Source organism: Agromyces aureus, from assembly GCF_001660485.1.
Classification (GTDB): Bacteria; Actinomycetota; Actinomycetes; order Actinomycetales; family Microbacteriaceae; genus Agromyces; species Agromyces aureus.
The window spans coordinates 147,772-170,986 of record NZ_CP013979.1 but is presented as its reverse complement, the minus strand read 5'-3'; the positions used below and the strand labels follow the sequence as shown (position 1 = coordinate 170,986).

22 protein-coding genes are annotated in these 23,215 nt (G+C 71.9%); 6 read left to right on the top strand and 16 right to left on the bottom strand.

Features of this window, described 5'->3' with window-relative positions; all coding sequences use genetic code 11:
- Positions 1-110: 110 nt before the first annotated feature.
- The 14 genes from ATC03_RS00730 to hemE form a co-directional block, all read right to left on the bottom strand.
- Positions 111-1,793, bottom strand: a complete 1,683-nt coding sequence (locus ATC03_RS00730; RefSeq protein ID WP_067871901.1) for a cation:proton antiporter — start codon at positions 1,791-1,793, stop codon at positions 111-113.
- Positions 1,794-1,978: 185 nt separating this feature from the next.
- Positions 1,979-3,340, bottom strand: a complete 1,362-nt coding sequence (hemL, locus tag ATC03_RS00725; protein ID WP_067871897.1) for a glutamate-1-semialdehyde 2,1-aminomutase — start codon at positions 3,338-3,340, stop codon at positions 1,979-1,981.
- Positions 3,337-4,335, bottom strand: a complete 999-nt coding sequence (gene hemB / locus ATC03_RS00720; protein WP_067871893.1) for a porphobilinogen synthase — start codon at positions 4,333-4,335, stop codon at positions 3,337-3,339. The genes hemL and hemB overlap by 4 nt, the downstream gene beginning before the upstream one ends.
- A 95-nt stretch (positions 4,336-4,430) precedes the next feature.
- A complete protein-coding gene (locus tag ATC03_RS00715) occupies positions 4,431-5,207 on the bottom strand; it encodes a uroporphyrinogen-III synthase (RefSeq protein WP_067881024.1) in 777 nt (258 codons plus the stop codon).
- A gap of 32 nt (positions 5,208-5,239) precedes the next feature.
- Positions 5,240-6,232 carry a hydroxymethylbilane synthase gene (hemC, locus tag ATC03_RS00710; RefSeq protein ID WP_067871890.1) on the bottom strand — a complete coding sequence of 331 codons (993 nt, stop codon included), beginning with the start codon at positions 6,230-6,232 and terminating at the stop codon, positions 5,240-5,242.
- Positions 6,229-7,380 (bottom strand): ferrochelatase, encoded by a 1,152-nt coding sequence (locus tag ATC03_RS00705; protein ID WP_152031029.1) that lies wholly within the window; start codon positions 7,378-7,380, stop codon positions 6,229-6,231. Before ATC03_RS00705 ends, hemC begins: the two co-directional genes overlap by 4 nt.
- A 104-nt stretch (positions 7,381-7,484) precedes the next feature.
- Positions 7,485-8,237 carry a hydrogen peroxide-dependent heme synthase gene (hemQ, locus tag ATC03_RS00700; RefSeq protein WP_067871884.1) on the bottom strand — a complete coding sequence of 251 codons (753 nt, stop codon included), beginning with the start codon at positions 8,235-8,237 and terminating at the stop codon, positions 7,485-7,487.
- Positions 8,238-8,309: 72 nt separating this feature from the next.
- Entirely contained in the window at positions 8,310-8,639 is a 330-nt protein-coding gene (locus tag ATC03_RS20880; RefSeq protein ID WP_067871881.1) for a hypothetical protein, read from the bottom strand.
- 247 nt (positions 8,640-8,886) lie between these two features.
- Positions 8,887-9,627, bottom strand: a complete 741-nt coding sequence (locus ATC03_RS00690; RefSeq protein ID WP_067871879.1) for a GntR family transcriptional regulator — start codon at positions 9,625-9,627, stop codon at positions 8,887-8,889.
- A 13-nt stretch (positions 9,628-9,640) separates the two neighbouring features.
- Entirely contained in the window at positions 9,641-9,949 is a 309-nt protein-coding gene (locus tag ATC03_RS00685; protein WP_067871876.1) for a hypothetical protein, read from the bottom strand.
- Positions 9,936-10,340, bottom strand: a complete 405-nt coding sequence (locus ATC03_RS00680; protein ID WP_067871874.1) for a phage holin family protein — start codon at positions 10,338-10,340, stop codon at positions 9,936-9,938. The genes ATC03_RS00685 and ATC03_RS00680 overlap by 14 nt, the downstream gene beginning before the upstream one ends.
- Before the next feature lie 12 nt (positions 10,341-10,352).
- Positions 10,353-10,802, bottom strand: a complete 450-nt coding sequence (locus ATC03_RS20785) for a hypothetical protein (RefSeq protein ID WP_067871871.1) — start codon at positions 10,800-10,802, stop codon at positions 10,353-10,355.
- A 103-nt stretch (positions 10,803-10,905) separates the two neighbouring features.
- Positions 10,906-12,534, bottom strand: a complete 1,629-nt coding sequence (hemG, locus tag ATC03_RS00670) for a protoporphyrinogen oxidase (RefSeq protein WP_067871868.1) — start codon at positions 12,532-12,534, stop codon at positions 10,906-10,908.
- Complete coding sequence (gene hemE / locus ATC03_RS00665; RefSeq protein ID WP_067871865.1) at positions 12,531-13,685, bottom strand: uroporphyrinogen decarboxylase; 1,155 nt, start codon at positions 13,683-13,685, stop codon at positions 12,531-12,533. Before hemE ends, hemG begins: the two co-directional genes overlap by 4 nt.
- 332 nt (positions 13,686-14,017) lie before the next feature.
- Between hemE and ATC03_RS00660 the strand changes: the two genes are divergently transcribed.
- The 5 genes from ATC03_RS00660 (at position 14,018) to ATC03_RS00640 (ending at position 18,842) form a co-directional block, all read left to right on the top strand.
- Positions 14,018-15,019 carry a hypothetical protein gene (locus tag ATC03_RS00660; protein WP_067871862.1) on the top strand — a complete coding sequence of 334 codons (1,002 nt, stop codon included), beginning with the start codon at positions 14,018-14,020 and terminating at the stop codon, positions 15,017-15,019.
- Positions 15,020-15,565 carry a hypothetical protein gene (locus tag ATC03_RS00655; RefSeq protein WP_067871859.1) on the top strand — a complete coding sequence of 182 codons (546 nt, stop codon included), beginning with the start codon at positions 15,020-15,022 and terminating at the stop codon, positions 15,563-15,565.
- A gap of 388 nt (positions 15,566-15,953) precedes the next feature.
- Positions 15,954-16,682, top strand: a complete 729-nt coding sequence (locus tag ATC03_RS00650) for a hypothetical protein (protein ID WP_067871857.1) — start codon at positions 15,954-15,956, stop codon at positions 16,680-16,682.
- 67 nt (positions 16,683-16,749) lie between these two features.
- Positions 16,750-18,132 (top strand): glutamyl-tRNA reductase, encoded by a 1,383-nt coding sequence (locus ATC03_RS00645; protein ID WP_067871853.1) that lies wholly within the window; start codon positions 16,750-16,752, stop codon positions 18,130-18,132.
- A complete protein-coding gene (locus tag ATC03_RS00640; protein ID WP_161490298.1) occupies positions 18,129-18,842 on the top strand; it encodes a GNAT family N-acetyltransferase in 714 nt (237 codons plus the stop codon). The genes ATC03_RS00645 and ATC03_RS00640 overlap by 4 nt, the downstream gene beginning before the upstream one ends.
- Before the next feature lie 90 nt (positions 18,843-18,932).
- On the opposite strand, the gene ATC03_RS00635 is transcribed toward ATC03_RS00640, so the two are convergent.
- On the bottom strand, positions 18,933-20,318 hold the full coding sequence (locus ATC03_RS00635; RefSeq protein WP_067871851.1) for a glycine--tRNA ligase: 1,386 nt from the start codon (positions 20,316-20,318) through the stop codon (positions 18,933-18,935).
- 144 nt (positions 20,319-20,462) lie between these two features.
- Here ATC03_RS00635 and ATC03_RS00630 point away from each other — a divergent pair, with 144 nt between their 5' ends.
- Positions 20,463-21,818 carry an alpha/beta hydrolase gene (locus ATC03_RS00630; protein WP_067871849.1) on the top strand — a complete coding sequence of 452 codons (1,356 nt, stop codon included), beginning with the start codon at positions 20,463-20,465 and terminating at the stop codon, positions 21,816-21,818.
- Positions 21,819-21,834: 16 nt separating this feature from the next.
- On the opposite strand, the gene ATC03_RS00625 is transcribed toward ATC03_RS00630, so the two are convergent.
- Positions 21,835-23,130: an alpha/beta hydrolase-fold protein gene (locus ATC03_RS00625; RefSeq protein ID WP_067881022.1), complete on the bottom strand. Its 1,296-nt coding sequence runs from the start codon at positions 23,128-23,130 to the stop codon at positions 21,835-21,837.
- Positions 23,131-23,215: the final 85 nt, after the last annotated feature.

The following is a 23,215-nucleotide window of genomic DNA, read 5'->3' as shown; positions in this document are numbered from 1 at the left end:
CGGTTGCGTGCCGGTTTCCTCCAGCGGTCGACTCGCGTAACCGATGTTCATGGTTACGGACCCGAGGGCGATGAGACGACCGAGCGGATGCCGCGGCATCCGTCGCACCGTCATTCGGCGTTCTTGGCCCGCATCTCGAGCGCGATCTGCGCCGCATCGAGGTTCGCCAGCTCGTCGGCCAGCACGTCGGCGTCGAACGTGCCGTTGTCGCGCGCGTCGAGCAGCGCCGCCCGCTGCGCGGCGATGACGTCGAGCCGATACCGGCGCTCGGCGAGGAACGCCTCGTCCCGCGGCTGGTCGGCGGACCGCGTCGGCTGCTCGAACTGCTCGGCGCTGTCGCGCAGGATCTGCATGAGTCCCGTGTGCTCCGCCTCCATCTCCGCCCGTCGCTCGGCCGGGTCGGCCTTCGGCGCGATGCGCTGCACGAGCGGCCCGATCGTGCCGCCCTGCACCAGGAGCGAGAGCACCGCCACGGCGAACGCGACGAACACGAGCAACGGGCGTTGGGGCGTCTCGATGGGCAGCGTCTGCGCCGCGGCCACGGTCACGGCGCCCCGCATGCCCGCCCACACCACGATCACGCCCTCGCGCCAGCCGAGCGGCTGCCTCCGGAAGTACTCGATGTCGCCGAGGGACTGGGTGACTCGGCGCCGGAACCGGTCGAGGTCCCGGCCGGTCGTGCGACCCCGCCCCCGCCGCCCCCGCTGGCCCCCGCGCTCGAGGATCTCCTGCTCGCCCTCGGGCGTGGCCAGCTTCTCCTGCAGGCCCTCGAGCCGGGGCTGCATCGCCGCCGACCGGCGATGTCGGCGCCCCAGGCCCCTGAGCAGCGGCGCGACGTAGGCGGCCCGCACCAGGATCGTGATGGCGAGCGCTCCGATGGCCACGAGCACCGCGGGGAGCACTCCGGCATGGTCGCGCTGCAGGTCGGCGACGATCCCCTGGATCTGCAGGCCCATCGTCAGGAAGACGACTCCCTCGAGCACGAGCTCGACCGTGCGCCAGTTCTGCGAGTCCGACAGCCGGTTCTGCGGCGACAGCTCGCGCGGCGCCCGGATGCCGGTGACGATCCCGGCGACCACCGCCGCGACCAGTCCGGAGGCCTCGAGGAGTTCGGCGGGTACGGACGCGATGAACGGCACCGTGAACGAGAGCACGGTGTTGACCGCCGGATTCGTGACCCGGCGACGCGCGGCCAAGTTCAGCCAGCCGACCAGTCCGCCGATGGCGGCGGCGACGGCGACGGCGTAGACGAACGTGCCGGCGGCGGCCCAGAACGAGAACGAGGCCGCCACCGCCACGATCGCGGTGCGCAGCACGACGAGGGCGCTCGCGTCGTTGAACAGGCTCTCGCCGTCGAGCATCGACACGACGCGCTTCGAGACCGGCGTCTGCTTGATGATCGAGGTCGCGACCGCATCCGTCGGGCTGATGATCGCACCGAGGGCGACGCCCCACGCGAATCCCAGATCGGGGATGACGAGCATGAAGAAGACGCCGAGCACCAGCGAGCTCGCGATCACGAGCAGCACCGAGAGCCCGCTGATCGCGCCGAACTCCCGCCGGAAGTTCATGGTCGGCATCGAGACCGCCGACGAGTAGAGCAGCAGCGGAAGCACGCCCTGGAGGATCAGCTCGGGGTCGATGTGCACCTGCTCGAAGACGGGCACGAAGCTCGCCGCGATGCCGACCGCAACGAGCACGAGCGGCGACGCGATGCCGAGGCGCGGGCCGAGCACGGCCGCACCGGCGATCACCACGAAGGTGATCACTCCGACGATGATCAGTTCGGTCACGGCTCCAGACTGGCAGCAAGCCCGGGGTGATCGCGAGCGCCGCGTCGGGCGGGCGACCGTTCAGCGTCGCCCGGGAGTCCCGATCGGCGTGTGAGGTCCCACTCGGGACGGGGCATCGGGTACTCAACCGCCGATCGGGTCCTCCGCGCTGCAGCGGGCGCGGCAGCGGCAGAGACGTCCTGCGATCAGGACGGGCGGGCGGATGCCGCGGCGCGAGCTGCTGCGGGCAGCGCGGCGACGATGCGGTCGATCGCCGCCTCGTCGTGGGCCGCCGTGACGAACCAGGCCTCGAACACGCTCGGCGGCAGCGAGACGCCGGCGTCGAGCATCGCGTGGAAGAACGGGGCGTACCGGAAGGACTCCTGACGCTGCACCGTCGCGTAGTCGTGGACCGGCACCTCCTCGCCGAACACGAAGCTGAACAGGTTGCCGGCGCGCTGCACTCCGTGCGCCACGCCCTCGGCGGCGAGCGCCTCGGAGACCGCGGCGCTGATCGTCGCGGCGGCGCCGTCGAGATGCGCGTAGACCGCGGCATCCGCAGCCCTGAGCGTGGCGACACCGGCGGCGACCGCGACCGGATTGCCCGAGAGCGTGCCTGCCTGGTAGACGGGCCCGAGGGGCGCGAGCTGGTCCATGACGTCGGCGCGCCCGCCGAGGGCGGCGACCGGCATGCCGCCGCCGATGACCTTGCCGAAGGTCAGGAGGTCGGGCGTGTAGGCGTGCTCGGTCTTCGACTCGAGGCCCCACCAGCCGGCCTCCGAGACGCGGAAGCCGGTGAGCACCTCGTCGCTGATGACGAGCGAGCCGTTCGCGTGCGCGAGCTCGACGAGCTCGGCATTGAAGCCGGGCAGCGGCGGCACGACGCCCATGTTGGCGGCGGCGGCCTCGACGATGACGGCCGCGATGCGGTCGCCGTGCTCGGCGAACGCCGCGCGCACGGCGTCGAGGTCGTTGTACGGCAGCACGAGCGTGAGCGCCGCGATGTCGGCGGGCACGCCCGCCGAACCCGGAAGCGCGAACGTCGCGAGTCCCGATCCGGCCTCGGCGAGCAGGCCGTCGGAGTGGCCGTGGTAGTGCCCGGCGAACTTCACGAGCAGGTCGCGGCCCGTGAATCCGCGGGCGAGGCGGATCGCGCTCATGGTCGCCTCGGTGCCCGTGCTCACGAGTCGCAGCTTCTCGACCGGGGCGACGCGCGCCTCGACGAGCTCGGCGAGCACGGTCTCGGCGGGCGTGGACGAGCCGAACGAGAGACCGCGAGCCGCGGCATCCGTCACCGCCTCGATCACCCGCGGATCGGCGTGCCCGAGGATCGCGGGACCCCAGCCGGCCACGAGGTCGACGTACTCGCGCCCCTCGACGTCGGTGACGTAGGCGCCCTTCGCCGACACGAGGAAGCGGGGCGTGCCGCCCACCGAGCGGAAGGCGCGCACGGGCGAGTTCACGCCGCCCGGGATCGCGGCCTGCGCGCGGGCGAAGAGGTCGGCGTTGGTCGTCGCCGTGTTGGTCGCGGCGGCGTCGGTCGTGGCGGCGTCGGTCGTGGCGGTCATGCCAGGTCTCCCTTGCGGATCCATTCGGCCAGTTCGACGGCCCAGTACGTGAGCACGACGTCGGCGCCGGCGCGCTTGATGGAGCGCACCGACTCGACGACGGCGCGCTTGCGGTCGATCCAGCCGTGCGCCGCGGCGGCCTCGATCATGGCGTACTCGCCCGACACCTGATACGCCCAGACGGGAACATCGGATGCCGCGGCCACATCGGCCAGCACGTCGAGGTAGCTGCCGGCGGGCTTGACCATGACGATGTCGGCACCCTCCTCGATGTCGAGCAGCGCCTCGCGCAACCCCTCTCGCCGGTTTCCGGGATCGAGCTGGTACGAACGACGGTCGCCCTCGAGCGTCGACTCGACCGCATCGCGGAACGGTCCGTAGAACGCCGAGGCGTACTTCGCCGAGTAGGCGAGGATCGCGGTGTGCGTGTGGCCGCCCGCGTCGAGCGCCTCGCGCACCGCGGCGACCTGGCCGTCCATCATGCCCGACAGGCCCAGCAGCTCGGAGCCCGCGCGCGCCTGCTCGAGCGCCATGGCGATGTACCGCTCGAGCGTCGCGTCGTTGTCGACGCGGCCGTGGTCGTCGAGCACGCCGCAGTGGCCGTGGTCGGTGAACTCGTCGAGGCAGAGGTCGGTCTGCACGACGAGCGAACCCGCGGCGGCCTCGACCGCGACGCGCGTCGCCACGTTCAGGATGCCCTCGGGGTCGGTGGCGCCGGACCCGCGGGCGTCGCGCACCTCGGGCACGCCGAACAGCATCACGCCGCCGACACCTGCGGCCGCGGCATCCGCCACCGCCTGCGGGAGGCTCTCGAGCGTGTGCTGCACGACCCCGGGCATCGACGCGATCGGCAGCGGCGCGCTCGCCCCCTCGCGCACGAACATCGGCAGCACGAGCTCGGCCGGGTCGAGCCGCGTCTCGGACGCGAGGCGGCGCAGGGCCGGCGTCTCGCGAAGACGCCGCGGGCGGATGCGGGGGGTGGGCGTGGAAGTCACCCGAACAGCCTACGTCGCCGCGATCAGGGCACGGCTGAGAGCGCCGATCGATGCCCCATGGCGGAGCGTGGTCGGCAGTTCGTCACGAACCTTCGTCAGGCGTGCGCGATCGCGGCGTCGATGACCGCCTCGATGAGGGACTCGGCGCTGCGCTCGCGCGCGACGACGTCGACGCGGAGGCCGAGCTCGGCGGCGTCGCGGCGGGTCTGCGGGCCGATGGCCGCGACGAGGATCGACTCGGGGATCGGGCCGAGCTGCTGCTGCACCTGCTCGGCCACGCTGCCGGAGGTCACGAGCACGGCGTGCACGCGACCGCCGCGCACGTCGTCGACGACCTTCTGCGCGACCGGCACGCCGACCGTGCGATAGGCCACGACGGCCTCGACCGTGTGTCCGGCGTCGGAGAGGCCGATCGACAGCACCTGCTTGGCGATCGCCGACCGGAGCGCGAGCACGCGAAGGCCTTTGGCGCCCTCGGTCGCGGCGTCCCACTCCTCGAGCAGGCCCTTGGCCGAGTTGTCTTCGGACGGCACGATGTCAGCCTGGTATCCGGCGGCCACGAGGGCGGCCGCGGTCGTCTCACCGACGGCGGCGACCCTCGTGGTCTCCGGGATGACGGCGTGGTACGACGAGAGCACGTCGACCGTGGTGGCGCTCGTGATGGTCAGCCAGTCGAAGCCACCGGCGGCGAGCTTCGCGAGCGCGGCCTCGAGCGCGGGCTGGTCGTCGGTCGGCGCGAAGTTGATGAGCGGGGCGATGATCGGAGTCGCGCCGCGCGCACGCAACGCCCCGGCGACGCCGTCGCCCCACGGCCCGCCGCGGGGCACGAGGACACGCCACCCTGCCAGCGGCTTTCCGCTGTGGGAGGGCAGCCCGATGGCCCCGGTGACGGGTTCGAATTCGGTCACGATTCCTCCGGAGCAGCAGCAGCCAATTCAGCGGCACCGTTGCCGAGGAGTTCTGCGACGGCACGATCGGCGACGTCGCGAGCCGCCTCCGCCAGATCGGCGGCCGAGCGGCTCTCGGGGGTCGCGGCGTGCGAACTGGTGATCCGCCTGGCCCCGTCGGCACTGTACACGCTCGCGCTGAGGAACAGAAGTTCGTCCTCGAGGAACGCGGTGACGCCGACGGGCGCCGCGCAGCCGGCCTCGAGTCCGGCCAGCACGAGGCGCTCTGCGAGCGCCATCGCACGCGTCGAATGGTGGTCGACGGCCTCGAGCGCCAGCTCGAGCGAACGATCGCCGCGTTCGCGGCGCACCTCGATCGCGAGCGCACCCTGCGCGGCGGCCGTCGGCCATTCGTCGAGCGAGAGCAGCTCGGTCGCGGCATCCGATCGCCCGAGCCGGCCGAGACCGGCCGCGGCGAGCAGCACGGCGTCGAGCTCGCCCGACTCGACCTTGCCGAGGCGCGTGTCGACGTTGCCGCGGATGTCGAGCACCTCGAGGTCGGGGCGCACCGCCAGCAGCTGCGCGATGCGGCGTGGCGAGCCGGTGCCGACGCGGGCGCCCTGCGGAAGTTCGGCGAGGGTGAGTCCGTCGCGCGCGCAGAGCGCGTCTCGGGCGTCGGCGCGCTTGGGGACCGCGCCGAGGCGGAGACCCTCGTGGTCGGCCGTCGGCAGGTCCTTCATGGAGTGCACGACCACGTCGCACCGATCGGCGAGCAGGGCGTCGCGCAGGGCCGTGACGAAGACGCCGGTGCCGCCGAGCGATGCGAGCGAGGCGCGCGAGGTGTCGCCCTCGGTCGTGACGGGCACGAGCTCGATCTCGGCCTTGGCCGCGGCGCCGAGGCGTTCGGCGATCTGCGTGGTCTGGGCCATTGCGAGCGCGCTCGCCCGGGTGCCGACGCGGATCACGCCGCCCGAACCGGCGCGGCCGCCGGAACCGCTCGTGCTGCTCATGGCGCGATCCCGGCGAGCGCCGGACGGAAGCCGAGACGCACGTTCTCGCAGCACCCGGGTCGGCAGACGTCGTACCAGGGTCCGAGCTCCGTCACGGCCGGGCGCTCGGCGACCGGGGTGCCGTTGACGCGCTCGAGCACGAGGTCGACGAGTCCGGCGACGTAGGCGGGGTGGGTGCCGGGCGTGGGCACGCGCACGGCGGCGAGCGAGTGCTCGCCGGCGGTCTCGAGCGCCTCGTTGTCGAGGTCCCAGAGCACCTCCATGTGGTCGCTCACGAACCCGAGCGGCACGATCACGACAGCCTTGCGGCCGAGCGCCGGCAGTTCGGCGATCGCGTCGTTGATGTCGGGCTCGAGCCACGGCATCGAGGGCGGGCCCGAGCGGGACTGGTAGACGAGCTGCCACGGCACGTCGGTCGCACCGGCGTCGCGCATGACGACCTCGGCCACCGCGCGGTGCTGGGCCGCGTACGCGCCGCCCTCGCCGAACCCGCGCTCGGCAGGGCCGGACTTCGCGGCATCCGTCGACGGAATGGAGTGCGTCGCGAACAGCACCTCGATGTCGCCGCGAGCGAGGTCGGGGTCGGCCGCGAGCAGGCCGGCGATGCCGTCGCGCACGCCCTCGGTGAACGGCGTGACGAAGCCGGGGTGGTCGAAGAACTGGCGCACCTTGTCGATCTCGATGACGTCGCCGAGCTGCGTGTCCTCGAGGGCGTCGGCGAAGTCCTCGCGGTACTGCCGGCAGCTCGAGTACGAGCTGTACGCGCTCGTCGCGATCGCGATGAGCTTCGTGTAACCGGCCGCCTTCGCCTCGCCGAGCGCGTCGTTGAGGTAGGGATCCCAGTTGCGGTTGCCCCACAGCACGGGCAGGTCGACCCCGCGGCTCGCGAGCTCGACCTCGAGCGCGGCCTTCAGCACGCGGTTCTGCTCGTTGATGGGGCTGATGCCGCCGAAGTGCCGGTAGTGGTGCGCGACCTCTTCGAGGCGCTCATCGGGGATGCCGCGCCCGCTCGTGACGTTGCGCAGGAACGGGATCACGTCGTCTTGACCCTCCGGCCCGCCGAAACCGGCCAGCAGGATCGCGTCGTACGCGACGGGCTCGGTCACGTGCTCGGCGCCGCCCTGGGCTGCGGGGGTCGCGCCGGGCACGATCGCGCCGGCCGCGCAGGGGGCGGATGCCGCGGGCGCCGGCTTGCGGCCACGGGTCGCGCCCGCGGCATCCGAACCGGTCGAACCGAGGTTCACGGCAGCCACTACTGCAGCACCTCCACGAGCTCGGCGGTCGAGATGCGGCGACCCGTGTAGAACGGCACCTCTTCGCGCACGTGCCGGCGCGCGTCGGTGGCGCGCAGCTCGCGCATCAGGTCGACGAGCTCGGTCAGCTCGTCGGACTCGATGGGCAGCAGCCACTCGTAGTCGCCGAGCGCGAAGGCGCTGACCGTGTTCGCGATCGCACCCCGGAACGCGGCGCCCTTGCGGCCGTGCTCGCCGAGCATACGGCTGCGCTCGGCCGGGTCGAGCAGGTACCACTCGTAGCTGCGCACGAACGGGTACACCGTGAGCCAGTCCTTGGGCTCGATGCCGCGGAGGAACCCTGGCACGTGCGCCTTGTTGAACTCGGCGTCGCGGTGCACGCCCATGGCGTTCCACGTGGGCAGCAGCGCGCGGAGCAGTCGCGAGCGGCGCAGTTCGCGCAGCGCCCACTGCAGGCCGTCGGCGGTGTCGCCGTGCAGCCACAGCATGACGTCGGCGTCGGCGCGGAGGCCCGAGACGTCGTAGATGCCGCGAACGGTGACGCCCTCCTCCTCGACGAGGGCGATCGTGCCGTCGAGTTCCGCGACGAAGCGCGGTACGTCGTGGCCGTCGAGATCGTCGGGGCGTGCGGGATCGCGGCGGAGCACCGCGAACACCGTGTAGCCCGCAGGAGACTGCTCGGCGTCGGGCTGTGCAGCCTCGGATTGGGTCTGGGGCGCGTCGGCTGCCGCCTCGGCAGCGGGGGATGACATGGTCCTAGTCTCCCCCTTTCGGAGGGAGACGCCAAAAACTGGGCTCGGGTCTCGTCGACGCGTTCACCGCATTCACCGGAGCAGCCGCGTGAAGCGGAATGCGGCGAACCCCTCGATCGGCAGGATCTCGCTCCCCGCGAAACCGGCCTCGCGCGCATAGCCGTCGAGCGTCGCCGGCCGCATGACCGTGCCGGTGCCGACCGAGCCGGGCGTCGACAGTCCGTCGGGCAGGCAGGTGAAGACGCTGTAGCCGTACATGACGCGTTCGACGTCGTCGCCGTCGGGCGCGAAGGCCTCCGCCACCTCGGGGTTCACGAGCGCATCGACGTGCGTCGGCGGCAGCGAGAACCGGCGTGCGGATGCCGCGGCGCCCGCGTCGTCGACGGTGAGGATGCCGTGCACCGCCTGCTGCTCGAGCCATTCGCGGGCGTACCGTTCGTCGGTGCCCGTGCGGGACGCCAGGGTCGGCGGGTCGAGCGGCCCGGCGTCGGCGAGCTCGCGTTACCAGCCGAGTCGGTCGCCGACATGGATGCTGAACAGCTCGAACGCGCCGAGCACATCGGCGAACACCCGGTCGGCGAACGGCGGGGTCGGGTCGTTCCGGTCCGTCGTCATCGACGGCTCCTTCCGTGCGGCCCGGCGCGGGGCGTCAGGCGTCGATGAGGAGCCGCGTGGAGTGTTCGAGGTGCTCGCGCACGGCGTCGCCGCCGCGCGTCGGAAGCTCGTCGAGCAGGGCGCGGTGCTCCTCGATGAGGGTGTCGAGCGTGTAGTGCGGGCGCACGTGCAGCAGGAGGAGCAGCAGTTCTCCGCCGAGCGCGGCATGCGCTTCGACGATGCGCGGGCTCGCGGAGGCCGCGACGATCGCATGGTGGAAGTCGGCGTGGAGCCGCTCGACCTCGAGCCAGTCGACGTCGACGCCGCCGCGCCGGGCCCCTGCCCCGCCCATCGACGAATCCGCCTCGCCCGCCGGTCGAGGAGCGCCCGACGAAGGAGGACGCGTCTCGAGACCCCGCAACCGCGCGAGCACCTCGCGCGCAGGCGTGAGCACCTGATCCGGCCAGTGGTCGCCGTGACGTTCCGCCGTGATGCGGACCGCCTCGACTTCGAGCGCGGCGCGGAACTGCTGCAGCGCGACGACGTGCGCGTCGTCGAAGCTCGCGACCCGCACCCCGCGATAGGCCTCGGCGACGGCGAGGCGTTCGGCGACGAGCCGCTGGAAGGCGGCCCGCACCGTGTGTCGCGACACCCCGAACTGCAGGGCCGCGGCCTCTTCGCGCAGCGGCGTGTCGGGTGCGAGCACCCCGCTCAGGATCTCGGCGCGGACGAGACCGGCGACCCGTTCGACGGCCGTCGACGCCGAGGCATCCGCTCGCCCTTCGTCGCCGCGCATCGTGGCGGGCCGGTCAGTCGTCGGAGCTCGACGCGCGCACGATGAGCCAGACCCCCACGCCGACGACGGCGATCGCGCCGGCCGCGACGGCGAGGAGCGTGCCCGGCGCCTCGTCGGCCATGCGCTCGAGCTTCGCCTTGAGCACGCGGGTCTTGCGCTTGGCCTGCTTGGGCAGGTTCAACTTGTCCTCGAGCGCGTTGAGGGTGCTGGCGAAGTCGGCGCGTGCCTGCTCGGACGCGACGCGGGCCTGCACGCGAGTGAGGTTTCGCTCGCGCTCCTTCTCGGTGCGCTTCGAGGTGTGGGGAGCGTCAGCGGCGGTCATAGTCACCCGTTCCCTTCAGGGCGTCGAGATCGGCCTTGAGGCTCTCGACGGATTCGAGCGGCTCGCTGCCGCGCTTGAAGTTGACGATCGCGATCCACACGAGCACGCCGATGATCAGCAGCAGGATGCCGCCGACCGTCAGTGCCGCGGCCCACGCGGGCATGATGAGCGCGAACGCGAAGATCGCGGCCGTGATGAGCGTGAACAGCAGGAAGATGCCGACGACGGCCGCGCCGGCGAGGAGCCCCGCGCCGATGCCGAAGTGCTTGACCTTGTAGGAGATCTCGGCCTTGATCTGGTCGATCTCGGCCTTGATCAGCGTCGAGACCGTGTCGGGCAGTTCGCCGACCAGTTGGAACAGCGAACGCTCGTCGTTCGTGGGTGCTGGCATGATCGCTCCGGCCTAGGAGGCGGACTTCGGCGAGCGCGGCTTCGCCGCGGGCTTGCGCGCCGGCTTCGCGGGGGTCGCCTTCGCAGCGACCTCGGCGGCGTCGTCGATGGCGTCTTCGAGCTTCGAAGCCGTGTCGTCGATGACCTCGCGGGCGGCGTCGGCGGCCTTCGTCACATTGGTCTTCGCCGACCGCGCCGACGAGCGGACGTCTTGCTTCGTCGCGCCGGAAGCCTTGGTGGCGCTGCCGATGAGCGACTTCACCTGGTCGAGCACGGCGTCGCTGACATTGCCGACGCGAGCCTTGGCGAAGTCCTTCGCCGAGTCGACGCCCTTCTGCACCGTCGGCGTGTTCCACACGCTCTCGGCAGCACTCTTGATCTGCTCGTAGCGCTCGCGGCCGGCGCGCGTGCCGAGCACGTACCCCACACCGACCCCGACGACGAAGAGGATCTTGCCCTTCATGTGCACCCCATTCCCCACAGCGCGTTGTGCGACCGACGTCATTCCAGCGTAGACCCCGCACCGGCTTGCGCAAGGGGGTTGCGCTGAAAGTATGCCGTTCCGGCTATGCGTTCGCGTCGGGGCGTCGAGCGCTGCCGTCCGCGTGCCCGGCCTTGCTCTCGGCCGTGGTCCCGGGTGCGGCATCGGCGCTCGGTCCGACCGCGAGGTGGCGGATGCGGGCGGCTGCCGAGATCGCGTGCGGCACGACCGAGGCGAGGCCGGTGCCCGCGACCCACGAACCGGTGACCTCGATGCCAGGCTCGGCCGCGAGGGCCTCCTCGAGCGCGCGCACCCGGTCGCGCTGCCCGAGCGTGGCCTGCGAGAGGGCGTCGCGCCAGCTCGCCCGGCCGAGCGCGCGGATCGCGGCGTCGTCGAGGTCGACCCCGAGCAGCGTGGAGGCGTCGGCCAGCGCGATCGCGCGCACCTCGGCGTCGGAGCGGCCGTCGAGCGGGTTCGACTCGCCGGCGCGGCCGTACGAGAGGCGCACGACGTGCCGCCCCTCGGTGCGCTCGGCGAGCCACGACCACTTCGCGGTCGAGTGCGTGAGCGCCTTCGCGGTGACTCCCGGCGTGCCCGCGGCCACCAGCACGCCCGTTCCGCGCGGCGCATCGTCGAGCGCGGGCGCGTCGAGCACAAGCGTCACGATCTCGACGGATGCCGCGGACGGCCACGCCGTGGCATCCGCCCACCCCTCGACCGCGTCGACGAGCAGGCCGCGCGAGGCCTCGGCGGGCGAGGCGAGCAGCACGAACCGGGAGTCGACGACGAGCGTCGAGCCGTCACCCGCGGGTTCGGAGGGTGCAGTGCCGGAGGCTGCGGCGCCGATCACGGCACCGTCCGTCGAGCCGTCCGGCCCGGCCGCGATCGTGGCGGTCGTGCGCCAGCCGCCGTCGGTGCGCTCGAGTGCCGTGACGTCGGCTCCGGTCACGACCTCGACGCCGAACCGCTCGAGCTGCGCGAGCAGGGCGTCGACGAGGGTGTGCATGCCGCCGGTGAGCCCCTGCACGGCTCCGCCGGCCTTCCGCTCCTCGAGCAGCTGGCCGACGCCGCCGGAGAGCGAGCCCGTGCGGGTCATCGCCTCGTTGAGGCCGGGCGCGACGACGTCGAGGTCGAGGTCGTCGGGGTTCGTCGAGTAGACGCCGGCCGAGATCGGCGTCACGAGGCGGTCGAGCACCGCGTCGCCCATGCGCTCCCGCACGAGCTTGCCGAGGCTGTGCGCCCGGCCGATGCGGAGGATGGGCTTGAGCCGGTCGAGGTATGCGCGGCTCGCGCCGCTCCAGCCGATGATGCGGCGGACGTCCTCGCCGAGCGGATTCGCCGGGATGCCGAGCATGCCCGTCTTCGGCAGCGGCGCGGCGTCGAGCCTGCCCGCCGCGGGCCACACGAGCCAGGCGCCCGCCGGGTTCGGCGACTCGACGGCGTCGGCGAGGCCCAGGCCGGCGATGAGCTCGGCGACCGCTCCCCCGCGCGTCGCGAACGACTCGGCGCCGGAGTCGATCGTGAGTCCGTCGAGCTCGAGGCGTCCGACGCAGCCGCCGAGCGCGTCGCGGCGTTCGAGCAGCGCGACCTTCAGCCCGATCTTGGCGCACTCGAGCGCAGCGACGAGTCCGGCGACCCCGCCGCCGACCACGACGACGTCGGCCGTGCGGCGTTCGAGCACCACGCCGCCGTCGGACGCACCGCCCACGGTCATGCGCCGGCCTCGTGAACGCCGGCCTCGTGCACGAGCTCGACGACGCGCGTCAGCACGGCGGGGTCGGTCTCGGGCGGAACGCCGTGGCCGAGGTTGAAGACGTGGGCCGGAGCCGCGGTGCCGCGCCGCAGCACGTCGCGCACCGCAGCCTCGAGCACGGGCCACGGTGCGGCGAGCAGCGCCGGATCGAGGTTGCCCTGCAGGGGCACGCCCTCGCCGATGCGCGCGACCGCGACATCCAGCGGCACCCGGTAGTCGACGCCGACGGCGTCCACGCCGATGCCGTGCATGGCGCTGAGCAGCTCGCCGGTGCCGACGCCGAAGTGCACGACCGGCACGTCGCGGGTCGAACGCGCGCCCGCGGCATCCGTCACCTCGTACGACAGGTCGTGCACGTGCGCGAGCGCCTTCGCCGAGGCGGGTGCGACGTGCGCCTCGTAGTCGGCGAGCGAGAGCGCACCGGCCCACGAGTCGAAGAGCTGGGCGGCGGATGCCCCGGCCAGCACCTGCGTGCGCAGGAACCGCCCGGTGAGCTCGGCCGTCCATTCCATGAGCGCGCGCCATGCGCCGGGGTCGGCGTGCATGAGCGTGCGGGCCGCCATGTGGTCCTTCGACGGCCCACCCTCGGCGAGGTACGCCGCCAGGGTGAACGGCGCACCCGCGAACCCGATCAGGGGGGTTGCGGTGCCCGACCCGTTGTCGGTCGTGCTCAACTCGGCGATCGTTCGCTGCACGGCCTCGGTGATCGGGGCGGATGTCTCGTCGAGCCGTGCGGGGTCGATCGCCGTCAGCTCGGCCACGCCCGCGGCATCCGCGTACCCCCTGCCGAAGACCGGCCCGCGGCCCGGCTGGATCTCGACGTCGACGCCGACCAGCTTGAGCGGAACCACGATGTCGCTGAAGAAGATGCCCGCGTCGACCTTGTGGCGGCGCACCGGCTGCAGCGTGATCTCGCTCGCCATGGCCGGGTCGAGGCACGCGTCGAGCATGCGCGTGCCGACCCGGAGGTCGCGGTACTCGGGCAGCGAGCGGCCCGCCTGACGCATGAACCACACGGGCGTCGTGTCGGCCCGCTCTCCTCTATATGCACGCACGAGGCGCGAGTCGCCCGTGAGGCCGGCGGACAGGGGATGCTGCGCGGAGAGGATCACGGGTCACATTGTCGCGTATCGGGCTGGGAGGTCGGGTCGTCGCAAAACCGGACAGTGTCCCCCGGTTTGGGGTGCGGAACGCGCCATCACGGGTTCGGCCTCGCTGTTAGCGTCGATCGACCCGAGTCCCGGCACACCCGCTTCACCCGAAGAGCGCCGAACGAAGGCCGCCCCCGAACCCGGCGCCAGTGCGCCGGGCAACCCGCAAGGCTCTCGCCGGTGCGCCCGCACTCGCGAGCGCGGGCGCACACGTGCGCGCGCGGCATCCGCACCTTCACGTTCGTCGTCGCGGCAGTGCAGCCGCGCGCGTTCACCACCCGAGTAGGAGAAGCATGTTCACCAAGACGATCGCGGCAGGCGGTGTCGCGAGCATCGCGCTCGCCCTCGCCGCCGTCGCCGTAGCCGGTCCCGCCCAGGCGGCACCGCTCGGCGACTGGAACTTCGGCGAGACCCGCGCGACGGGCCATTACGCCCGCACCGCCGCCGGCCTGCACATCTGGACCGAGGGAACCACCTCGACCGACAAGGTCGCCGGCTACCTGAACGTGAACCTGCCGCTCGCGAGCACCCTCTCCGGCAGCGTCGACTACACGGCGACCACCGGCATCACCCCCGGCGCGCAGTTCGTCGTCGACATCGACGGCGACGGCAAGGGCGACGGCATCCTCGTGGGCGAGAGCGTCTACGGCCAGAACTGGTGGCTGTCGAACAGCTCGACGGCGGCCTTCAAGGCCCTCGACCCGTCGGGCGCCGAGAACGGCGGCAACGGGTCCGACTACTTCGGCACGCTGGCGCAGTGGTCGGCCGCCGCGCCCGCCGCGAAGATCGTCGCGGTCGGCTTCAGCTTCGGCTCTGGCGTGCTCGGCGACGGCGTCGTGCACGCGGTCGTCGCCGGCGACACGCGCTACACGTTCGACGGCTACACGCTGGCCGGCTGCACCACCCCCGTGACGCTTCCGGCTGTGACCGCCGCAGCCCTCGGCTCGTGGATCGTCAAGCCCGGCATCTCCCCGACGTGGAACGACGGCTCGGTCACCCTGGCCGCGACCGACACCGGCTCGGCCTGGGCCCAGTTGACGCTGCCCGCCGGCACGAACCTCTCGGAGCTCTCACGCCTCAAGGCGAACGGCGAGCGCTCGGGCATCTGGTGGGGCGGCATCATCCTCGAAGGCGGCGGCCTCTCGGCCCAGCTGCACTTCGACGACGACGGCCGTTTCTGGACCAGCCAGAAGGGCATCTTCCCGGCCGCGTCCCTCAAGGGCGGCTACTACGAGAGCCGCGACCTCGCCGCCGACCTCGAATCCGACCCGATCGTCGGTTCGGTCAAGATCTAAGTGAACGCCGGCGCCAACTCCATCAAGCTCACGAGCGTGGAGTACGGATGCTCCACGCAGCCGTTCACCGAGAAGCTCCCCGCCGCCCCCGAGGAGCCCGAGGCCCCGCTGCCCTCGCTCACGGCCGACACCACCACGATCGTCGCCGGCGGCACGATCAACCTCATCGGCGAGGACTTCGCCGAAGGCACCCCGGTCGACTTCGAGCTGCGCTCGACCCCCGTCGACCTCGGATCGGCTGTCGCCGATGAAGACGGCGTCGTGGTCTTCGCCGCCGTCGTGCCCGCTTCGACGCCCGCCGGCGAGCACGAGCTCGTCGCGATCTTCGACGAGGGCACCGAGATCAGCGTGCCCATCACCGTGACGGCGGCCGCCGCCGTCGTCACGCCCACCGCGTCCCCCGCGGGAACCCCGGCTGCCGGCCTCGCCGACACCGGATTCGAGTCGACCGGGCTCGCGCTCGGTGGCCTCACCGCCGTGCTCCTCGGCGTCGGCGCCCTGGTTGCGATGTCGATCCGTCGCCGCACCGCGATCACGCGCGGCTGACCTCCGGTCTCATCGGAACGGGCCCGTCACCTCGGTGGCGGGCCCGTTCGCCGTTCCTCCATCGAACGGCTCGCGGTGCGCAGATGAGCAGATCGCTCCGACTTTCCACAGGTTGGTCCACTTCCCTTACATTCGAGGGCCAACGGCGCTACAGTCAGTGTCGTTGTGCGCCCCCTCGCACGGCGACGCGCCCTAGGTGGCGTGCCTCCGCCCCCCACGGAGTACTCGACGACGTGTCCCCGCTCGTGTTCCCCCCTGTGTCCCTCGCGCCGAAAACCGGTCGTGCGGTGCAGCGCTTCGATGCGTCGCACCCGCTTCCGGCCGACGCCGGATCCGGCGGGCGGGGCACGTCGTCAACCCGGATGTTGTTCCTCACGGAGGCTCGACGATGAATCCCGACGCACACCACCGCACAGGTCTCACGACCGCGGTCGCCGCAACCGCCGTGCTCGTCGTCGCGGCACTGATCGCAGCGGCTCCCGTGGTCGATCAGGTGGTGAGCGAATTGCCCACGATCTCGACGCCGGCACGACTCCCCCTCGTCCTCGCCGGCCTCGCCGTCGCAACGGCCCTCGCCTACGCCGCCGTCGCCCTCGCCAGGGCATCGCGGAGCAGCGCCCGCAGCACCGCGCTCGCGGGTTCGTTCAACACGGCGCCGGCCTGCGGCATCCGCACCGCCGAACTCGTGCCGCGCATGAACGAACTCCGGGTCGATGGCGCGGGCCCGGTGCACCTCAACCGCCGCTACTCGGTCGCGGTCGACGACCTCGGCGTCACCTTCTGGGACGGCGGCCACCGTCGCCCCCGCCGCGTCGATGCCTACCCGTGGCGCGAGGTGCGCAACATCCGCGCCGACTCGGTGGTCATCGGCACGACCGTCGTCTCCGTGCTCGTGCTGCGAGTGCGACGGCACAAGAACAGCGTCGAACTGCCGATCGTGTTCGCCGCGCGCGGCCTCGGCCGATACGCCCTCTCCGATGCCGCGTTCTTCGCGATCGTGCGCGACTGGAAGTCGAGGCACCGCACGGCCCTCGCCGCCGAGGGCCTCGAGGTGCCGCCGCTCACCGCACCGATCCCCGTGATCTCAGCCCAGATGCTGGCCGCGCACCGCGGCTGACGCCTCCCTCCGGCACTTCTGCGGCGCACTGGGCGGACCCCCATCCGGCTGCGAGTAGAATCTCCGGGTGCTCATCTGTCTCACTGCGAGCCATAAGAACGCCGGGTTCGACATGCTCGAGCGTCTTTCGGCAAGCTCCAACCAGGCGGCACCGCGCATCCTGAACGGCCACGACGCCCTGCAGGGCGCGGTCGTCATCTCCACCTGCAACCGCTTCGAGGCCTACCTCGACCTGGCCGCCCCCGAGGGGTCGTCGCCCGTCGAGGTCGTGCACGAAGCGGTCAGAGCCGTCGGCGCGGTCGCCGGGCTCGACGCGGCGGAGCTCCGCACCACCTTCGGATTCGTGCACGGCAACGCCGTGGCCGGGCACCTCTTCTCGGTGGCCTCCGGCCTCGAATCGGTCGTCGTCGGCGAGGGCGAGATCGCCGGCCAGGTGCGCCGCTCGCTCGAGCAGGCCCGCACCGACGGCACCACCACCCCTGAACTCGAACGCCTCTTCCAGCGGGCGTCGCAGACCTCGCGACGCGTCAAGAACGAGACCGAGCTCGGCGGCGAGGGCCGCTCGCTCGTGCGCCTCGCCCTCGACCTCGCCGAGAGCCGCGTCACCGATTGGGCGCAGGCCCGCGTGCTGCTCGTGGGCACCGGCCGCTTCGCCGGAGCCTCGCTCGCCGCCCTCCGCGACCGCGGCGCCACCGACGTGCGCGTGTACTCGCCGTCGGGCCGGGCCGAGAAGTTCGCCGTCGGCCACGGCATCGACGCCGTCGCCCACGACGAGTTCGCCGTCACCGCCGCCACCGTCGACGTCATCGTCACCTGCACGACGGTCGAGCACCACGTCGTCGACCTGGCGCTGCTCGAGGCCGGCCGCGACGAGCACGCTCGCGAACTGGCCCGGATCGGCGCGCTGCCGAGCATCGGCCGCCCCGCCGAGGCGCCCGCCACCGGCATCCGTCAGCTCGTGATCGACCTCGGCCTGCCGCGCAACGTCGCACCCGACGTCGTCGAACTGCCGGGCGTCGAACTGCTCGACCTCGAGACCATCAAGATCCACGCACCGCTCGAAGAGCTCGGTGCGACCGATGCCGCACGCGCGATCGTGATGCGCGACGCCCGCGCCTTCGGCGACAGCGGTGAGGAGCAGCGCCTCGCGCCGGCCGTCGTCGCCCTGCGCAAGCACGTGTTCGACATCCTCGACGCCGAGATCGAACGTGCGGCCTCGCGCGGCGACGACGACGGACGCACCGAGGCCGCCCTGCGCCACATGGCCGGCGTGCTGCTGCACACGCCGATGGTGCGCTCGCGCGAACTCGCCCGCAAGGGCGACCAGCAGTCGTGGATCGACGGGCTCGAGGCGATCTTCGGCGTCACCGCCGCGCCCGACGAGGCCGTCGCCGGTGGCGCAGCGACCGGCGATCTCGACGCGCCCGGCCGTCGGGCCGACGCGTCGTGACCGCGTTCGACGGCCCGCCCGCGCTCGCGCTGCCGTTCGACGTCGACGCCCCTCCGTTGGAACCCATCACGACCGAACGCCTGGTGCTGCGCCCGCTCGAGGTCTTCGACGCCGACGACGTCTGGGAGTACCAGCGCCTGCCCGAGGTGCTGCGGTACATCCCCTGGCCCGAGCGCAATCGCGCCGAGGCGGGTGAGCACACCGCGAAGCGCGCGGGCCTCCGCCGTCTCGAGAAGGACGAAGACGCGATCTTCTTCGCCATGGAGCTGACGGGCGAACCGCGCATGCCCGAATCACCCCGAGCGGATGCCGCGGGCGGCCCGGCCTCCGACGACGACGCGCCCGAACCCGCCGGCCGGGGCGGCCGCGTCATCGGCGACATCATGCTGCGCGCAGACCGCGTCGAGCACGCGCAGATCGAGATCGGCTGGGTCGTGCACCCCGACTACCAGGGCCGTGGGCTGGCGCGCGAAGCGGCGGCCGCCGTCATGGGCGTCGCGTTCGACACGTTGCGCGCGCACCGGGTGCACGCGCTGCTCGACGCCCGCAACGCGGCATCCGCTGCGCTGTGCGAACGGCTCGGCATGCGGCGCGAGGCGACGATCCTCGAAGAGGAGTTCAACGACGGCGAATGGCAGGACACCGCGATGTACGGGGTGCTGCGCCGCGAGTGGGCCGAACGCAACGCGCGGACCACGCCGGTCGAGTAGGCGCGCCAGCGCCATATCGAGACCCACCCGTTCGTGCGGGGTGGGTCTCGAGACGCTGCGCTCCTCGACCGGCGGGGCCGGCGGAAGGCCTCAGGCTCCGACGAGTCGGGCGCCCAGGTAGGCCTGAAGCTCGCTGAGCGGCACGCGCTCCTGCGCCATGGTGTCGCGCTCGCGCACGGTCACCGCGTTGTCGTCGAGCGAGTCGAAGTCGACGGTGATGGCGAACGGGGTGCCGATCTCGTCTTGGCGACGGTAGCGGCGGCCGATGGCGCCGGCGTCGTCGAAGTCGACGTTCCAGTTCTTGCGCAGATCTGCTGCGAGCTCGCGGGCAAGCGGCGAGAGCTTCTCGTTGCGCGAGAGCGGCAGCACGGCGACCTTGACGGGTGCGAGACGCGGGTCGAGGCGCAGCACGGTGCGGCTGTCGACGCCGCCCTTCGCGTTCGGCACCTCTTCGACGTGGTACGCGTCGACGAGGAACGCCATGAGCGAGCGCGTCAGGCCCGCCGCGGGCTCGATGACGTACGGGGTCCAGCGCTCGTTCTTGGACTGGTCGAAGAACGACAGGTCTTTTCCGGAGTGCTTCGTGTGCGTCGACAGGTCGAAGTCGGTGCGGTTCGCGACGCCCTCGAGCTCGCCCCAGTCGCCGCCCGTGAAGCCGAACTTGTACTCGATGTCGACCGTGCGCTTGGAGTAGTGCGACAGCTTCTCTTGAGCGTGCTCGTAGCGACGGATGTTCTCGGGGTCGATGCCGAGGTCGACGTACCAGTTCCAGCGCTGGTCGAGCCAGTACTCGAACCACTGCTCGTCGGTGCCGGGCTCGACGAAGAACTCCATCTCCATCTGCTCGAACTCGCGCGTGCGGAAGATGAAGTTTCCGGGCGTGATCTCGTTGCGGAAGCTCTTGCCGATCTGGCCGATGCCGAACGGCGGCTTCATGCGCGAGGTCTGCAGCACGTTCGCGAAGTTCACGAAGATGCCCTGCGCGGTCTCGGGGCGCAGGTAGTGCAGCCCCGACTCGTCGTCGACGACGCCGAGGTAGGTCTTCAGCAGGCCCGAGAACGCGCGCGGTTCGGTCCACTGGCCGCGGGTGCCGCAGTTGGCGCACACGATGTCGGTGAGGCCGTTCTCGGGCGCGCGGCCCTTCTTCGCCTCGTAGGCCTCGATGAGGTGATCCTCGCGGTAGCGCTTGTGGCAGTGCAGGCACTCGATGAGCGGGTCGCTGAACACGTCGACGTGCCCTGATGCCTCCCACACGGCCTTGGGCAGGATCACGCTCGAGTCGAGGCCGACGACGTCGTCGCGGCTCTGCACCATGTACCGCCACCACTGGCGCTTGATGTTCTCCTTCAGCTCGACGCCGAGGGGGCCGTAGTCCCAGGCGGAGCGGGATCCGCCGTAGATCTCCCCCGCCTGGAAGACGAAGCCCCGGTGCTGAGCGAGGGCGATGACGGAATCGAGACGGCTGGCAGCGGCCACGGTGGCTCCAATGGTCGAGAGTTCGGGCCGATCGGCCCGGAAGAAACGGTGCCACCATCCTACGTTGGCCGTCCGGGTGCGCCATCCCGGCCGACGCGGCCGGCGGACGATACGCTGTGGCCATCGTCGGGGGCGGGAGGCGACATGCCCGAGGCAGTGCTCGATCTGGTGATCGTCGGGGGTCCGGTGCTGATCACGGTCTACGTCGTGGCCGCGGTGCTGTTCGTCTACCTGCTCGGCCGCGAGGCGTCCGTCGGCTGGGCGCTGACGGCGCTCATCGTGCTCATCGTCGGCGCGATGATCGGCGGCGCCCTGCTCTGGGCCGCGGTGAACGCGCTCGACCTGTTCGGCGGTCCGGTGGCGGATGCCGCGTGGCTCTGGGTACCGGGAGCATCGGCCGCCTGCCTGCTCGCCGTGTGGAACCTGTGGCGATCCAGGTGGTGGCGCAAGCTCATCGCACTGCTCTCGATCCCGGTGTTCGTGGTTACCGCGGTGCTCGGCATCAACGCGTCGTACGGCATCGACCGCACGCTCGGAGACCTGCTGGGCGTCTCGACGGCGAAGCCCCTCGACATCCGCGACCCGGCGGTCGACCCGGCACCCGCCGACCCGGCCGAGCCGCTGTACTCGACCTGGGTCGCGCCCGAGGGCATGCCGTCGAAGGGCGAGACCGGCACGCCCGAGCCCGCGGTGCCGAACACGGTCTCGGGGTTCGCAGCCCGGCCCGCCGAGCTGTACCTGCCGCCCGCGGCGCTGGTCGAGAACCCGCCGCGGCTTCCGCTCGTGATCATGATGATGGGGCAGCCCGGAACCCCCGATGCGACGTTCATCGCCGAGACGCTCGACGGATTCGCCGCCGAGAACGGCGGCCTCGCCCCGATCGCCCTCGTCATCGACCAGCTCGGCGTTCCGAGCCACGACCCGCTCTGCCTCGACACCGACCGCGGCAAGGTCGAGACGTACGTCATGCAGGACGTGCTGCCGTGGGCGCGGCTGCACCTGAACGTGCTGCAGGGTGCGAAGTTCACGACCGTCGCCGGGTACTCGAACGGCGGGGGCTGCGCGGCCTACTTCGGCGCGAAGTACCCCGAGGCCTTCGGCAACATCCTCGCGATCTCCCCGACCGAGTACGCCGGCGTCGAGCACCGCAGCGAGACGCTGCGCGAGGTGTTCCGCGGCGATCAGGCGGCATACGACGCGGTGAAGCCCGAGAACATCATGGCCGCCAAGGCGCCGTACCCCGACACGACCGCGATCTACGCCGTCGGCGAGCACGACCGCGCGTACATCCCCGGCACGCAACGGCTCGCGGATGCCGCGACCGCCGCCGGCATGACCACCACGTTCTTCGAGGTGCCCGGCGGCGATCACGGCTCGAAGACGCTGCTCGGCGGGCTCGACGAGGGCTTCGAGGTGCTCTATCCGCGCCTCGGGCTGGCGGCGCCGCCCCCGGCGGAGGAGCCTGCCGACGCACCGGCCGACGCACCGGCCGTCGAGTAACCCGCCCCGGCGCAGGTCAGGGTGCCGTCAGCCCGAGCACCGGGTACAGCACCGTGAACCCCTCCTGCAGGCCGCTCGTGAGGGCATCGCCGACGTGTCCGGCCCCGGGGATCACGTAGTTGGTGACCGTCATCCCGACCGCCAGCGCCGCCGCCGAGACCTTCTGCTGACTCGCAACGTACGCAGTGTCCTCGCTGCCCGCGGTGAAGACCGCGGTCACGCCGTCGTAGGTTCCGGATGGTGCGGCCTTCATGATGTTGATCGGCTTGGCCGCCTCGAACGCCGCCTGGTCTCCGCCGTACACCTGCGCGGTGACCGAGTCCGGGTCCTCCGAACCGGGGAACTCCTCGCCGGAGACCGACAGGATGTTGCGGAACATCGTCGGGTCCTTCGCGCCGTACTTGATCGCGCAGCCTCCGCCGTTCGAGTACCCGGCCACCACCCACGACTTCGGGTCGTCGATGATGTTCAGGTTGGCGCGCGCCCAGTTCACGACGTCGGTCGTGATGTAGGTCTCGGCCTTGCCGTAGGCCGCGGAGTCCGCGCAGGCGGGGTCGGCCGACTGGCCGTCGCCGCCGATCTGGTCGGCGACGACCACGATCGGCGCGAGTCCGTCGTGCTGCGCCGCGAAGGTGTCGAGGACTCCGCCGATGTAGCTCGGGTCGGGGTTGCCGGGGAACCCCATCATCATGATCACGAGCGGCAGCTGCGGCGGGTTCGCGACGAGCGCGGCGGGCGGCAGGTAGATGCCGGCGTCGCGAGCGTCGAATCCCGAGGCGGTGGCGGGGATCTTCTCCGTGCCCTGCTTGCCCTGCTTCGGCATGTCGGCCGGCGGCTTCCACGTCTGGTACAGCGGCCCCGACGGGGTCGCCGTCGGCCCGTCGGTGGGGATGATGATCTGCCCGTCGCTCGAGACGCCGAACAGGGAGCCGAGCGTGGGGTTCAGCCCGTAGAACGCATTCACGCCGATGACCCCGGTGATCGCGAACCACACGATCGCGATCGCCGCCACGACCTTGCGCCAGACCGGTGAACGCCGGAAGCTCACGACCGCCAGCCCGATCGCCGCGAACACGGCGACGGTCCAGTAGCAGACCTCGACGGGCAGTTGCGAGCCGACGAGGTCCAGCAGGTTCGCGATCAGGAAGACGCCGAGGCCGATCGCGCCACCCACCACGATGCCGAGCATGGCCGTGCCGACCCAGCGACCCGTCGGCCGCCTGATCAGCAGCACGAGCACGAAGGCGATCGCGATCGCGTACACGATCCACGGCACCGGGCCCTCGATGATCGGCAGCGCCAGGATGTTCATCGAGCCCCCCGCTCCGGAGTCCACCTGCGGGCCCCCGCTCACGTTATCGATCGGGCTCCGATCGGGACAAGACCCGATCCCGGCG